The organism is Allorhizobium sonneratiae, assembly GCF_023700755.1.
Lineage (GTDB): Bacteria > Pseudomonadota > Alphaproteobacteria > Rhizobiales > Rhizobiaceae > Allorhizobium > Allorhizobium sonneratiae.
In genome coordinates this window covers 216,952-231,548 of the sequence record NZ_JAMKOJ010000006.1, presented here as the reverse complement: position 1 = coordinate 231,548, position 14,597 = coordinate 216,952, and the positions used below count along the sequence as shown (strand labels likewise).

The following is a 14,597-nucleotide window of genomic DNA, read 5'->3' as shown; positions in this document are numbered from 1 at the left end:
GAGCGTTATGAGCCTGTCCCTTTTCGAACATCCCTTCCTCTCCGGCCTGTTTGGCGACGATGTCATGGCGGCCCATTTTCAGGCCAAAGCCGATATTCAGGCAATGATTGCCTTTGAGATCGCGCTTGCCAGAGCGGAAGCGGAGGCGGGTGTGATCGAAAAGGCGGCGGCAGAAACCATTGCGGCAGCGCTTGCTCAGTTCGTGCCGGATATCGCTGCCCTGAAGACGGCCACCGCGAAAGACGGGGTGGTTATTCCCGAACTGGTCAAACAATTGCGCAAGGCTGTGGGCGGTGAGGCCGCTGCCAGCCTGCATTTTGGTGCGACCAGTCAGGACGTCATCGATACCAGTCTTATGCTTCGGCTGAAAGCTGTGACGGAGCTGCTGGAAAAGCGGCTTGCCGGTCTGATCTCGGCTCTGGAAAAGTGTGAGACAGCCCACGGGGAAAAACCGCTGATGGGGTATACGAGAATGCAGGCGGCAATCGAGATCACTGTATCCGACCGCATGCATGCCTGGCTGGAGCCGCTTCGGCGTCACAAGTTCCGTCTCGTGGAGATGACAAAGACTTTTCCGCTGCAGTTTGGCGGTGCGGCAGGCACGCTGGAAAAGCTCGGGAACAAGGCATCGAACGTCCGCGCAGTGCTGGCCCGTGAGCTTGGTCTGGTGGACACCCGCCAATGGCAAAGCCAGCGCGACCGCATCGCGGATTTCGCCCATGTCTTGTCGCTGATCAGCGGTTCGCTTGGCAAGATGGGGCAGGACATCGCCCTGATGGCGGAACTGGGCGGCCAGATTGCCATCACCGGTGGTGGGGCATCTTCCGCCATGCCGCACAAGCAAAATCCGGTGGCGGCTGAAACGCTGGTGACGCTTGCCCGTTTCAACGCCGTGCAGATTTCCGGCCTGCATCAGAGCCTCGTGCATGAACAGGAACGCTCTGGTGCCGCCTGGGCGCTGGAATGGATGCTGCTGCCGCAAATGGCCCTTGCAACCGGCGCGGCCACGAAAACCGCGCAGGCACTGGTGGATTCCATCCTCTGGATTGGCCGGGAATAACCTGCGCCAAACAGTCTCACCGCGTCACATCGATCACCACCCGGCCGCGTGTCTGCCCTGCCAGAATGGCTTCGGCCAGTTCCGGCAGGCGGGACATCGGCTCGACCGTGGTCATGGTGGCCAGATGATCGCGATTGAGATGCCGGTCGAGAAAATCCCAGGCGCGGATACGCTTGTGCATCGGCGTCATGACGGAATCGATGCCGAGAAGAGCAACCCCGCGCAGGATGAAGGGCATGACACTGGCAGGCAGATCCGCGCCGCCTGCAAGACCGCAGGCCGCAACCGCGCCATTATAGACGGTCTGGGTCAGCACATTGGCCAGCGTTGTCGACCCGACCGTGTCGATTGCCCCGCTCCAGCGCTCCTTTTGCAGAAGGCCGCCTTTTTCCGCGAGCACGTCGCGGGATACGCAGTCCCGCGCACCAAGACCTTTGAGATAGTCGTGGGTTTCTGTGCGACCGGTGGAGGCGGTGACACGATAGCCGCGTGTGGCCAGCAGGCTGACGGCCACCGAACCGACGCCGCCAGCCGCGCCCGTCACCAGCACGTCACCAGCATCTGGTGTGATGATACCCCAATCTTCCAGCGCCAGCACGGCAAGTGCTGCCGTATAGCCTGCCGTACCGATCGCCATGGCCTGTTGAAGATCGAACCCTTCCGGCAGACGCAGCAGCCATTCCGGTTTCACCCTCTGGTAGCGCGTATAACCGCCATCTTCCGTTTCGGTCATGCCAAAGCCATTGACCACGACCTTATCGCCCGGTTTCCAGTCACCAGAGCGGCTTTCCACCACGGTTCCGGCCAGATCGGCTCCGCCAATAACCGGAGTGCGCCGGGCAATGCGGCCCTTGCCGGTCACGGCAAGCCCGTCCTTGTAATTGAGGGTGGAATAGGCCACCTCAACCAGAACGTCATGGGCAGGCAGATCGTCAAGGCCAAGGCTGCGAAATCCACCTCTGGTCTTGCCGTCGGCTTGATCGATAACCATGGCGGTGAATGATGGTGTCACGCTTCTTCCTCCTTGAAGACATTCTCTCCAGCCGCGAGACTTGCATGGTTTACCCGTGCCCTCAAGGTCTGACAATCACGGCTGGCGACGCTTGGCAGCCGCTTTTCTACAGGATGCGGCAGATTTTAGCCGTTTTTGCAAAGCCTCTGGTTTTCCTCTGTATTTCATCGGGCAAAAGATTTCTGACTAGGGAATTTGCGATGAAAATCAAGCAAAAACAAGGAAATATGCCGGAATTTGCCGCTTTGCTCACCATTTTGGGACCGCGGCTGGCAAGGAGTGATTAACCTTTATTTTTTACTTCTATAGCGGAGAAGAGTCATTCCAAACCGCGTAGGCATCATGCGTTCCCCTATATCGAGTAGTCCGCAATCGAACGAGCAAACCGGCCATGACGGCCATGACGGTGAAAGCGCACATGTCGACCCGAGACATCGGGCGGAAAAGCGCGTCGGCGACGGCATTGTCTTGCCGAAGCCGGATCAGCCGCTGGAACCCTGGCAGCGTGCCTTTATTCTCGGGCCGAATGTACGTTTCACCCGAACGCCGGAAAGCGTTATCGCCAAACGCCGTGAAGAAGAAGCGGCGATGGAACAGGCGATGATGGCGCGCCTTGCCGCGGAACAGGCTGCGGCAAAGGAGCGTGCAGCACTTGCCGTCATCGAACAGCGTCTCGATGAGCAGCGCCAGGATGAGCATCGGGTTCAACTGCCGCCGCCGGTGCCGGTGTTTCTGGGTGTGCCAAAAACCGGCAATCCGCTGATCGTGCCGAAGCGCAACCCGCCGCCGCGTCCCGCTGAGAAGATGGAGACCGCAAAGCCTGTTCCTGTCTCGCAAGTCGCAGATGAAGCGCAAACGCCTGCCGAACCGGTGCAGCCTGTTATTGACCTTGCCCCGCAATTTGCTCCCACAGTGTCTTCTGTCGTGCCGTCTTCCCTTGCTGTTTCGTCCGCACCTGATGTTGTGGAAGCGCCTGTCGCTCCTTCGCCGGAGGCCATTCGCCTGCGCCAGGCGGCAGCCGCCATGCGCATGGCCGAAAGCATCGATCTGCATCTGACCGATGAAGATAGAATGCCAACCGCAGCACCGACACATGAGGAACTGGCAGGCATGCCTACAGCATCTGCGGCAGCATTGTTGCCGATTTCCGATTTCGCCTTTTTCGACCTGATGCCGGATCTGATCGTGCCCCAGGAAAAGCCTGACCCGGTTGCGGCCCCGGCTCCGGCAACGGTGACAGCGCAGGCCATGCCGGAGTCCGTCGTTGCGACTGTTGCCGTTGTTCCGGAGGTTGCACCTGTCGTCGTTCCGGCACAGAAAGAGGAAAAACCCTCTTTGTCTGTCGCGGAACTCTATCGTGAAATAAAGCTCCGCCATGGTTTCGGCCCCGCACCGGAGGTGACGCCGGAACAGAATAGGGCACAAGCGGAAGCTCAGCCGGTTGAGGCGCAATCGGCGTCCGACGAAGCCCCGGTTGTGCAGGAGCCGCCGGCAACGGTCGAGACTGAGCAACAGGTATCGATAGCGGCTCAGACGGCAGACCCCGAGCCTGTTCAGCCGGTTTCGCTTCTGCCGGAAGCTGCACCGATCGTGCTGACGCGGGTGATGGAAATTCCGGCGCTGACTCCTGCAAGCTTCTTTTCACCCATGCTGCCGCAAGCCGAACCCGCTGGCGAGCCGCAGCCTGAGCCGGAAACGGCCAAGCCGCAGGAGGCTTCCCAGCGCGTGAAATCCGGCGAGGATGCCCGCGCCAACCGTCTGCCGGGCGGCCTTGAAATCAACCGCACCCATCCGCGTGATGGCGATTTCGTCTTCCCCTCCATCGGTCTGTTGCAGGAGCCGCCTGCAAGCCGCGGCGAGGCGATGCAGCCGGAAGCGCTGGAACAGAGCGCCGGACTTCTTGAAAGCGTGCTGGAGGATTTCGGCATTCGCGGCGAAGTCATCGATGTACGTCCGGGGCCTGTCGTCACGCTCTATGAATTCGAGCCCGCGCCAGGGATCAAATCCTCGCGCATCATCGGCCTTGCCGATGATATCGCCCGCTCCATGTCGGCGCTCTCGGCCCGTGTTGCGGTGGTGCCCGGCCGCAATGTCATCGGCATCGAACTGCCCAATGCCGTGCGTGAAACCGTTTATCTGCGCGAACTGGTGGAATGCGAGGACTATTGGGAAACGCGCTACAAGTTGGCGCTTTGCCTTGGCAAGTCCATTGGCGGCGAGCCGGTGATTGCCGAACTGGCCAAGATGCCGCATCTGCTCGTGGCCGGGACAACCGGTTCGGGCAAATCGGTAGCGATCAACACCATGATCCTGTCGCTGCTCTATCGGCTCAAGCCGGAAGAATGCCGCCTGATCATGGTCGATCCGAAAATGCTGGAGCTTTCGGTCTATGACGGCATTCCGCATCTTTTGACGCCGGTGGTGACCGATCCGAAAAAGGCGGTCATGGCGCTGAAATGGGCCGTGCGCGAAATGGAAGACCGGTATCGCAAGATGTCGCGTCTCGGGGTGCGCAATATCGACGGCTATAACGCCCGCGCTGCACAGGCGCGCGAGAAGGGCGAGATCATCACCGTTAGCGTCCAGTCGGGTTTCGACCGCAATTCTGGTGAACTGCTCTATGAGGAGCAGGAACTCGACCTGTCGCACATGCCCTATATCGTCATCATCGTCGATGAAATGGCCGATCTGATGATGGTGGCTGGCAAGGAAATCGAAGGCGCGATCCAGCGGCTGGCGCAGATGGCGCGTGCCGCGGGCATCCACCTGATCATGGCCACCCAGCGCCCCTCCGTCGATGTCATCACCGGCACGATCAAGGCGAATTTCCCCACCCGCATTTCCTTCCAGGTGACGTCGAAGATCGATAGCCGCACCATTTTGGGCGAACAGGGGGCCGAACATCTGCTCGGTCAGGGCGACATGCTGCAAATGGTTGGCGGCGGCCGCATACAGCGCGTCCATGGCCCCTTTGTCTCGGATGCGGAAGTCGAGCATGTCGTGGCCCATCTGAAAACCCAGGGTCGCCCTGAATATCTCGGCACGGTGACGGAAGATGAGACGGCGGAAGCACCGCCTGCCATCGAAGACACCATGGATCGCGCCAGTGTTGGCAGCAGCGATGATGGCGACGATCTCTATGAAAAGGCGGTGAAAGTCGTGCTGCGCGACCAGAAATGCTCGACCTCCTATATCCAGCGCCGTCTGTCGGTCGGGTATAACCGGGCGGCCTCGCTGGTGGAGCGTATGGAAAAGGAAGGGCTTGTTGGCCCGGCCAACCATGTCGGCAAGCGCGAAATCATTGCCGGCAGTGCCGCGCAGGCACCCTCCGACATTGGTTATGATGACGGCGAGTGATCTCGCTGTCATCATTCTTCGCCTGTCATGTCAATCGATCGGTAAATTCCACAAGCCAATGAAAACCGCGCTGTTTGATGAAACAGCGCGGTTTTTTGATGTTTTCGCAGAGCCCTGGCAGGTAGAGGATCTCCTGCCGTGACCCGCGGTGTTCCTTACGGTATATTGGCCGCGGGTGGTGTCGCTATGACGGTGCTGGCAGCACCATCGATGATGGTTCCGGTGCCGGAACGCACCACAACCGCATTGGATGCAAGGTTCAGACCGGCATCCTTGAAGGCGGCCAGCAGTCGCTTGACGCCTTCGCGTTTAATCAGGCTCGGATTGCCCGGACGCGAGGTGAACTTGAAGCGGATGACCATGGAATTTTCGGTAATGTCCTGAATGCCCTGCATCTTCAGGGGCACAAGGAATTCGTGACCAAATTCGGGATGCTCCAGCAGGCTTTGGCCGACCTTTTTGGCGGCCTTGCGGATCACTTCAATATCGGCGTCCCGTTCAAAGCGGAATTCGAATTTAACGGTGCCCCAGTCACGGCTGAAATTGGTAACGGCGGCAATCTGCCCGAAGGGTATGGTATGCACCGGCCCATTGTGATGGCGAAGACGAACGGAGCGCAGCGAGATCTGTTCTACTGTTCCCTTCAGTTTGCCGGTATCGATATATTCGCCGATACGGAAAGCATCTTCGGCCAGAAAGAAAATGCCCGACACGACATCTTTTACCAGTGTCTGCGAACCGAAGGATACGGCGAGACCCAGAACGCCGAAACCGGCCAGCAACGGTGCGATATTGATGCCGAGGCTGGACAGGATGACCAGAAGGGCTATCGCCATGACAGCTCCCAGAACGAGATTGCGAATGACCGGCAAAACGGTGGAAAGACGGCTTGTCGTCTGCGTATGGCCGTCCTGATCCTGACCGGGTAGTTGCACCCGATTTGCCGGTGCAATAGCGTTGAAATAGCGCCAGCAGAATATGCAGACCGAAAGGGTGGCGACAAAGGTCAGTCCGAACTGCTGCACCTGCATCGGCCAGGCAGATGTGGACAGGCCCGCAGCACTCAGCCACGGGGTCCACAACACGATGATCATATGCAGACCGAGCAGCCAGACGATGCCGCCAAGCGGTACAGGCAGTGTGGTAATGAGTGCCTGAACGAGACCGTTCCCTTTGTTTGCCTTATAGTGGCCAAGGGCGCGAAAGGCCGATGCTATGCCATGATCGACGATTGGCAGGACAACAAAAATCAACTGGCTGGTGCCTGCAATCCTTGTCCAGATTTCATTCTGGGCCGTACCGGTGACGATCAATCCCACCGCCCAGAGGAGAATGGCGGTCAGTGCATAAAACACCATGATGAAATTGCCGTGCAGTTTTTGCACGAGGGTGGCGCTCCTTGCGGCAAAAACCGTTGAAATATCGGCGTGGAAGGTCAGGATCCAGACCAGCTTGTAAACGGTCAGAAGCGTGGAGACGAGGAAGAGCCAGCCATCCGTCGCCATTGGATCGATGCCGCGCACATCGGCCAGTCTGAGCGTGGTGGAGGTGAAGCTTGTGAGAAAGCCGAACCCCGCCATCATGACGAGATGATAGGGCGCATGGGGAATGGGAAGCAGGGAGCCGCAACGGCGGATATCGGCAAAGAGCAGCCGTCCGAAACTGATGAACAGTGCCGTTTCCGACAGGGTGTTGATCAGGCCCCAGACAAGCTGCCGGGTGAGGGAGCCGTGCAGTACCCACATGTGATTGCCGCTACGCGCCAGAAGCGTGAAAAGAAGGATCGCCAGGCAATCGACAATCAGGCGCAGCATGGCGGCCATGGCTTTTTGCAGCGGGCCGCGTTCAGGGTGAAGGGTTGGCAGCAGGCGCATGGCAGCCAGGTGGAACAAGGCGGCGCAAACAAGACCGAGCAGGATGGCAAGCGAAGCCGACACGGAAATCTCTGCCATGCCAGCTTGCTCGCCGGTCTGCTCTTTATCCAGATCCTTCAGGCTGTTCTGAAAGGCGGTCGGCAATTCCTGCAATCCGGTCAGCGCTACGGTGCCGCCCCGCGTCAGCGTGTTGATCAGGCTATCGTAAAAAGAGGCCATCATATCAACCGGCATCGCGGAAGGTGGCGGCGTCGGGGCTGTCGAGGTCGGGATTTTGCTGCCGGACGTCGTTATGGGGGCGGACAGGGGTGATGTTTTATCTGCGGTCGGGCTGTTATTTTTCGCCGCAGGGGTCTCGATCTCAAGGGTAATGGTCTTGCCGGAAGCCTGCAGCGCATCGATCACGGGGGCCAGATCGGCCTGATTTTGCCCTGCCGGGATTTTCAGAACATAGGCCTGACTGTCTGCCAGAGAGGTTCCGCCGCTGCAGAGAAGCATAAGCATCATCAAGCCGCCGGACAAAGCGCCTCGATCAGTCAGCCGTTCGGAGAACACAGTCTTAAAAAGGTTGAACATGCCATTCCTGGCGTGAGGCTGTGGCACTTTCTTTGAAATCCGCATGGTTCCTGCCCGTGTCGCCAAAACCCGTGTCCCCGAGACGAATGCGCCCCTCTCGTGTTTGACAGAAACCGGGAGAGTGTCATCACAGGCAAAGATATGACATGTCCGTCAATAATCGGCAAAGGCAAGCGGATAAGATTGCATCCGACCCTTGAGAAAAGGCCGGATGCACAATGAGATTATCCTGATTGGATTTTGCCCTTAATCATAGGGCGAATAACATTGCCGCCGCGGCCCTTCATAGGGCTGATAGGTGTTATCATAGGCGCGGTAAGAGCGGTAATGGTCGTAGCACCACTGCACATGCGCGTTAGTCCCGCGATAAACACGGGGTCGCTGATGCATGGCGCCTCCAAGGATTGCGCCTGCCGCCAGACCACCGATAATGGCGGCTGCTGCGCCATCTCCGTGATGACGATGGTGACGCCAGTGATGACGACGCGGCGGACCATGACGGTGATGGCGCCAATAAGGCGGTCCTGCCTGAGCCAGTTCCACGACGGGGGCCGATGGCCGTGCCGCAGGAGCAGGGGTGATTTCCGTCGCCGCCTGAACCGGCAGGGCCGCGAGGCTGGTTGTCAGGGAAAGGACAATGGCTGCTAATCTCTTCATGTCTTCACCTCATGTCATCAAGCCGACCGTTGATTGAACGCGGATAAGGAACAGATGCAAGGTTTCGGGCTTGCCTTCATCCTGCAACCAACGGCACAATGCTGCACGGCACGGAAACATCCCGGGCGCAGCACAGATCTTAATTTATGATCTGATAACGCATGTTACAGTTGAAAGGTTCCCGCAAACACAGGCGCTGATGCTTGGTGTAACGGTCGCCCTGTTGCAAGGCTGCATCACTGCGACCGAATTTTGAAGAGCGCAGATATTCTGTCTTGGCATAGACTGCCGTTTGGATATTCTTCGCTCAGTTTCAACACTAGCGAGGGAGTTTTCCATGATGTTTTCTGCTAGCTCCCGTTATGCGGGCTGAAAGAACATCTCTTTCACGATTGCCGGATCGGATTTTAACCGTCCAAAAGGCCCGTTAATCCCCCAGAATTGAATAGGCTGGTCGCTCGTTGGCGGCTTTTCCATTGATATTTTCGCGCGGTCGATGACATGTCACGGGTCTGCGCCAGATGAGGCCGGCTGACGCCGGGTAAAACTATGGCTCTTGGTTACAAGCCCCGTCAAACCGGGGCATTTCGCAGTGTTTTTCATTATTGCTGGCGTCATTGGCGTCTTCGTCCCCGGCAGATGACGGTGTTGATTGCCGGTTCCTTGCTGATGACGGTTCTCGATGTTCTCACACCTGTCTATTCCGGTCGGTTGGTGGATGCGGTTGTCAGCAGCGCATCGGCCGATAGTGAAGCCGTTCATGCCGCAACAGCCGCCTTTATCGCCTTGCTGGTCTTGTCCGTTGGCGCGGTTATTCTGCGTCAGATGACTTTTTTCACGATCATCCCGTTCACGCTCAACACCATGGCGGATATTTCCGCACAGGCTTTTTTCCGTATCCAGCGGTTCTCCAGCGACTGGCACGCCAATACGTTTGCCGGCTCCACGGTGCGCAAGGTGACGCGCGGCATGTGGGCACTTGATCTGCTGAATGATACGATTTTTCTGGCACTGATCCCGGCCATTGCCATGCTGGCTGGCTCCACGGCGGTCATGGCCTGGCATTGGCCTGTCATGGGCGCGCTGATCGGCGGGGGCTCTGCGCTGTTCATTCTGTTCACATTCCTGATGGCGCTGGGTTTCGTTGCGCCGATGGCCAGCATCGCCAATGGCTGGGATACGAAAATGGGCGGAGCGCTTGCCGATGCCGTCACCTGTAACAGCGTGGTCAAGGCCTTTGCGGCTGAAAGCCGTGAGGATCTCCGGTTGGCGCAGGTCATCAGCCGCTGGCACAACCGCACCAGCCGAACCTGGCAGCGTGGCACGCTGAATGGCACCATGCAGTTGAGCTTTCTGGCTATATTGCGGGCTGCCGTTCTGGCGCTGGCACTCTGGTTCTGGACGCAGGGCATGGCCAGCGCCGGAGATATTACCTATGTGCTGACGGCTTTTTTTCTGCTGCATGGCTATCTGCGTGAAATCGGCATGCATATCCGCAATGTGCAGCGCTGTGTCAACGATATGGAAGAACTGGTCATTCTCGATGCACAGCCTCTGGGGGTCGAGGATGTGTCGGGCGCGAAACCGATTGTTGTGCGGGAAGGTGCCATTGCCTTTGAAAATGTCACCTTCCATTACGGCGATCATACTGCACCGCTTTACCGGGATTTTTCCGTGACGATCCGTGCAGGTGAACGAGTTGGGCTTGTCGGTCACTCGGGCTCGGGCAAGACCACGTTCATCAAGCTCATCCAGCGACTGCATGATGTGAATGGTGGGCGCATCGTTATCGATGGCCAGGATATTGCGAAGGTGACGCAGATGTCGTTGCGCCAGCAAATCGCCATCGTGCAGCAGGAACCGGTGCTGTTTCACCGTTCGCTGGCTGAAAACATCGCCTATGCCCGTCCGGGCGCCAGTCAGGCGGAGATCGAGCAGGCGGCACAACTGGCCAATGCGCATGATTTCATCATGACCCTGCCGCATGGCTACCGAACGCTGGTGGGCGAGCGTGGCATCAAGCTGTCGGGCGGCGAGCGTCAGCGGGTGGCGATTGCACGGGCCTTTTTGGCCAATGCGCCGATCCTGATCCTCGACGAGGCGACATCGAGCCTTGATTCGGAATCGGAAATGCTCATTCAGGAAGCCATGGAGCGCCTGATGCAGGGACGCACGACCCTTGTGATCGCCCATCGCCTGTCAACGGTGCGCTCGCTCGATCGGCTTCTGGTGTTCGACCGCGGCAGGATTGTTGAGGAAGGCAATCATAACAGTCTGATCCGGATGAAAGCGGGCATTTATCGCGGGCTTTTCGAACGGCAGGCACTGGAACTGACGAAGGGATTGATGGCTGGCGCCTGAGCTGGCCATCAATGGCAGCCTATCTGCCTCTCCGGTCATTTATTGCAGATGATCACGTGGCAGGGTCAGCGTTACAGTCAGTCCGCCGGTGGCACGATTTTCGGCCCTGACTGTGCCGCCATGCCGTTCCACTGCCGATTTGGTGATCGCAAGACCCAGGCCATAGCCGGAGGAGGAGGTGCTGTTGCCGGAATAGGTGAAGGGGTTGAAAATAGCTTCCAGATCCGCTGCTGCGACTCCATCACCTTCATCGGAGACGGCAATCTCCAGACTGTGCGGCCTCACCATGGTTTCAATCCGCACGGTTGAGCCAGGGCGGGTATATTTTACGGCATTGCGGATGACATTTTCAATGGCTCTATAGATCAGTTCGCCATTGACGAGGGACACGAAGTGGCCCTGGCGCTGATAGGCAATGACGACATCCTTGCCATGTCCCTCAAAGGCGGCATCCTGAACGATATCGTCAAGAAGGTCGATGAGATCGAGAGTCTGCCATTGCGTCGCCTGATGATCCTCGTTGGTGGATAGCCGCGCCAGGGTGAGAATCTCGCCGACGAGCCGGTCAAGGCGAATGATTTCCCGCTCGATCCGGTCCAAAAGATCTGGCAGTCTTTGCGGATGTTTCTGCAAAATGCCGGTTACCGCCTGAAGTCGAGACAGGGGTGAGCGCAATTCATGGGAAATATCGTGAAACAGGCGCTGTCGGCTTTGCTGCAGCTGCTGCAACCTGCCAGCCGTCAGGTCGAAATCCTGGGTCAGCAAGGCAATTTCATCGTTACGCTTTTGCAGCGTGTCATGAATGCGAACGTCGAACTGACCGGCGGCCAGTGCCCTCAGTCCCTTTCTCAACGTCAGAACAGGAGTGAGAAGATAGCGGGTCAAAACATAAGCCGAACATAAGCCGGCAATGATGGCCGTGATCCAGGGCATGAAGTGAATATAAATATAACGCTTTTTGAAGACAGAGTAGGAAAGCGTCGTGATCCTGTAGCAGGCGTTACCATACTGAATCAGCGATTGATCATGTGAACGGGAAATGACCGAACAGTTGGTCTCAAAGGATTCGAGGGTAATATGAGACGGCCCGGTACGTTCGGCGGTGTTGTCAATTCTTGTCAGGAGGCTTTGAACGGCAGCCGGACCTTCTTTTTGCAGTGTATCGCTGAGCAGCAGCCGGATTGTTTTCCAGCTTTTCTCCATCTCGCCCTCAGGGGGCGCAATCTTGCGGGCGACTGTGATAGCCGTCACGCCTACAACAGTTGACAATGTCATCGTCAACCAGGTGATGAGAAAAAACTTCCAGAATAGGCGTGGCATGGTGCTCTGCTGTTTCGGGGACGGAAAGGATCAGATGTCCTGCAATAAAATATATCCTTGCCCTCTGACAGCCTGAATCCAGCTTTGTCCATCCGGTCTTGAGCCGAGCTTTTGCCGGACGCTGCTAAGATGCACATCAATGCGACGGTCGAAGGGCGTCAGTGGCCGGCCAAAAACAGTCTGGGAGATTTCCTGTTTCGAGACGACCTTGCCGCTCTGGCGGACCAGCATTTCCAGAAGATTGTATTCGGTGCCTGTCAGGGTGAGCGGACTGTTTTTCAACAAGGCCTGACGACTGCCGGTTACCAGCACAAGATCGCCATTCTGCAGGGTTTCGCTGAGGATCTGGCGCTTTCCTGTCCGGCGTAAAATTGCCTTGATCCGTGCCACCAACTCCGCTGGCGTACAGGGCTTTGCGACGTAATCATCCGCACCGAGATCAAGACCGTTGATCCGGTCGAGGTCGTCACCACGCGCTGTCAGCATCAGCACCGGAAGATCACTTGTTTCCCGGATATATCGCAGAACGGCAAACCCATCCATGCGCGGGATCATGACATCCAGCACAACGATATCTGCTTCATTATCGATTGCTTTTTGGGCGCCGCTTGCTCCATCATCGGTGCTGACGACAGAAAAACCCTCATCCGTCAGATATTCCGATAACAGCCCGGTGAATTCCTGATCGTCATCGATCAAAAGGACTTTTGACATGGCTCATCTCTATTTTTGACCAGCTATAACGGAAAAGAGGTGGCTTCAGACGAAATTTACATAAGTTTACATTATCAGGCAGATTTGTCCGACATCAGCAGTCTTGTCACAGATACAGGCATAGAACTGGGGAAGCTGTTCTACTGGAACCGTCCGTCACTGGTGATGCAGGAACCTCCCCCGGTGCGCGCAGACCTGCCAAAACTGTGGTTGCTGATGCCTATGGTTGTTCTGTTTTTTTCGGGTGGGGTCGCCGGGGCCATCCTGTTTCAGAAAATGGGCGTGCCTGCGGCCTTTCTGCTGGCCATTCCTGTCGCACTCCTGTCTCTTTTTCCGGTGCTTGAGGACTATCGAAGTCGACGTTTCAAGCGTTGAGCAGGTGAGAAAAAACGCGGTCGGGTATATCCATCATTTCCATCTGTTCAGACCTTGAGCTGTGGTTGACCTCTCAAACAAAACTGCTAAACAGAGCTAATGACAGTGACGAAGCATAACATCAGCCATCAAAGCTGAAAAATCTATGCTGTCTCAGGAAGAGTGTCCGAGTGGTTTAAGGAACCGGTCTTGAAAACCGGCGTGCGGGAGACCGTACCGTGGGTTCGAATCCCACCTCTTCCGCCAATTTTTTCCCTCAAACTGCCTTGGTTTAAGGAGAAAATGATTCATCAGATTCAAAAAATGACAGCGACCTTTGTACGCCATATTTGGCGCACAAGGTCGCTGTAAACGCCGTGCGTTTCTGTTGAAAGGCACGGCGTTGCAGGGTTGATTGGTCTCAGTTCAGACCGAGCGTGCCGCGCAGCTTGGACAGATCTTCGGCCAGCGTGGTCACCGGACCGACGAGCGCCTTGCGGTCGTTCTCGGTCAGCTTGTCATAGGTTTCGTAACCGGTCTTGGTCTTGTATTTGGCCAGAATGTCTTCAACCGTCTTGAAATTGGCATCGACCTTTTTCAGAAGGGCTGGATCTTCCTTCTTGATCAAAGGTGAGAACAGCTCAACGATTTTCAGGGCGCCATCGACATTGGCTTTAAAATCATAAAGATCGGTGTGGCTGTAGCGATCTTCTTCACCGGTGATCTTGGTGGAGGCCACTTCTTCCATCAGTGCGGCTGCGCCGCCAACCACCTTTTCCGGCGGTACGGTCAGGCCCTTGATCCGGCCTTGAAGTTCAACCACATCGGCATAGAGTTTGTCGGCGATGGGGCCGAGATCCTTCGTGGTGTTTTCGCTGAATAGCCCGTATTCGATCCGGTGGAAGCCGATGAAATCAGCCGATTTTTCCTTCTGCTCATGGTCGTCGGCGCGTGAATCGATGGCCGAATCGAGATCGGAAAACAGTTCTGCAATCGGCTCGATCTTTTCATAGGTCATGCGTGTCGGCGCATAGAGTTCCTTGGCTTTGGCGAGATTGCCGGCTTTGACGGCCTCGGTGAAGGCTTTTGTATCCTTGACCAGCTTGTTCAGGTTCTTCTGAACGTAAATCTTGTAATCCGCGATCGGCTGAACGAGATCCTCGGGGGACACCGTGCTTTTGGCGAATGCCGAACCGGCAAGAAGCATCACCGTCGTGGCGGCGATTATTGAAATATGTCTAACCATCAATCTATCCCCATTTCAAAGAGCTGTGGTATGTCGCGCTGCTGGATGAAGAGCCTGACATCCCGC

Annotated in this window: 12 protein-coding genes and 1 tRNA gene; 7 read left to right on the top strand and 6 right to left on the bottom strand. The window is 57.0% G+C overall.

From position 1 onward, the window contains the following. Window positions 1–7 precede the first annotated feature (7 nt). Window positions 8–1,060, top strand: coding sequence for a 3-carboxy-cis,cis-muconate cycloisomerase (locus NAC44_RS13060; RefSeq protein WP_250941371.1), 1,053 nt, complete (start codon window positions 8–10; stop codon window positions 1,058–1,060). A gap of 16 nt (window positions 1,061–1,076) precedes the next feature. Here the strand turns inward: NAC44_RS13060 and NAC44_RS13055 are convergent, their stop codons facing one another. After that, the gene (locus NAC44_RS13055) at window positions 1,077–2,072 is read right to left on the bottom strand and encodes an MDR family oxidoreductase (RefSeq protein ID WP_338022084.1); all 996 of its coding nucleotides are present in this window, start codon (window positions 2,070–2,072) and stop codon (window positions 1,077–1,079) included. Between NAC44_RS13055 and NAC44_RS13050 the strand changes: the two genes are divergently transcribed. The 3 genes from NAC44_RS13050 to NAC44_RS13040 are packed head-to-tail and all read left to right on the top strand — an operon-like array spanning window position 2,060 to window position 5,571. Continuing rightward, window positions 2,060–2,359, top strand: coding sequence for a hypothetical protein (locus NAC44_RS13050; RefSeq protein WP_250941369.1), 300 nt, complete (start codon window positions 2,060–2,062; stop codon window positions 2,357–2,359). The two genes, NAC44_RS13055 and NAC44_RS13050, sit on opposite strands and share 13 nt — an antisense overlap. Before the next feature lie 55 nt (window positions 2,360–2,414). Continuing rightward, window positions 2,415–5,429: a DNA translocase FtsK gene (locus tag NAC44_RS13045; protein WP_250941367.1), complete on the top strand. Its 3,015-nt coding sequence runs from the start codon at window positions 2,415–2,417 to the stop codon at window positions 5,427–5,429. Then, complete coding sequence (locus tag NAC44_RS13040) at window positions 5,413–5,571, top strand: hypothetical protein (protein ID WP_250941365.1); 159 nt, start codon at window positions 5,413–5,415, stop codon at window positions 5,569–5,571. The genes NAC44_RS13045 and NAC44_RS13040 overlap by 17 nt, the downstream gene beginning before the upstream one ends. A 13-nt stretch (window positions 5,572–5,584) precedes the next feature. On the opposite strand, the gene NAC44_RS13035 is transcribed toward NAC44_RS13040, so the two are convergent. Together NAC44_RS13035 and NAC44_RS13030 are read right to left on the bottom strand one after the other, a co-directional pair. Then, window positions 5,585–7,810 carry a mechanosensitive ion channel family protein gene (locus tag NAC44_RS13035; protein ID WP_250941363.1) on the bottom strand — a complete coding sequence of 742 codons (2,226 nt, stop codon included), beginning with the start codon at window positions 7,808–7,810 and terminating at the stop codon, window positions 5,585–5,587. A 315-nt stretch (window positions 7,811–8,125) separates the two neighbouring features. Continuing rightward, window positions 8,126–8,536 carry a BA14K family protein gene (locus NAC44_RS13030; protein ID WP_250941361.1) on the bottom strand — a complete coding sequence of 137 codons (411 nt, stop codon included), beginning with the start codon at window positions 8,534–8,536 and terminating at the stop codon, window positions 8,126–8,128. Window positions 8,537–9,085: 549 nt separating this feature from the next. On the opposite strand from NAC44_RS13030, the gene NAC44_RS13025 reads away from it, so the two are divergent. After that, complete coding sequence (locus tag NAC44_RS13025; RefSeq protein ID WP_250941358.1) at window positions 9,086–10,897, top strand: ABC transporter ATP-binding protein; 1,812 nt, start codon at window positions 9,086–9,088, stop codon at window positions 10,895–10,897. Window positions 10,898–10,936: 39 nt separating this feature from the next. Here NAC44_RS13025 and NAC44_RS13020 read toward each other — a convergent pair whose 3' ends face one another. Both NAC44_RS13020 and NAC44_RS13015 read right to left on the bottom strand, forming a co-directional pair. After that, window positions 10,937–12,217: a HAMP domain-containing sensor histidine kinase gene (locus NAC44_RS13020; protein ID WP_250941356.1), complete on the bottom strand. Its 1,281-nt coding sequence runs from the start codon at window positions 12,215–12,217 to the stop codon at window positions 10,937–10,939. A gap of 30 nt (window positions 12,218–12,247) precedes the next feature. Further along, complete coding sequence (locus tag NAC44_RS13015) at window positions 12,248–12,931, bottom strand: response regulator transcription factor (RefSeq protein ID WP_250941354.1); 684 nt, start codon at window positions 12,929–12,931, stop codon at window positions 12,248–12,250. A gap of 39 nt (window positions 12,932–12,970) precedes the next feature. Between NAC44_RS13015 and NAC44_RS13010 the strand changes: the two genes are divergently transcribed. Further along, entirely contained in the window at window positions 12,971–13,306 is a 336-nt protein-coding gene (locus tag NAC44_RS13010) for a DUF1275 family protein (RefSeq protein WP_250941351.1), read from the top strand. A gap of 156 nt (window positions 13,307–13,462) precedes the next feature. Then, window positions 13,463–13,552 (top strand) — tRNA-Ser (locus NAC44_RS13005). Between the two features lie 154 nt (window positions 13,553–13,706). Here the strand turns inward: NAC44_RS13005 and efeO are convergent. Continuing rightward, a complete protein-coding gene (gene efeO / locus NAC44_RS13000; RefSeq protein WP_250941492.1) occupies window positions 13,707–14,492 on the bottom strand; it encodes an iron uptake system protein EfeO in 786 nt (261 codons plus the stop codon). Window positions 14,493–14,597: the final 105 nt, after the last annotated feature.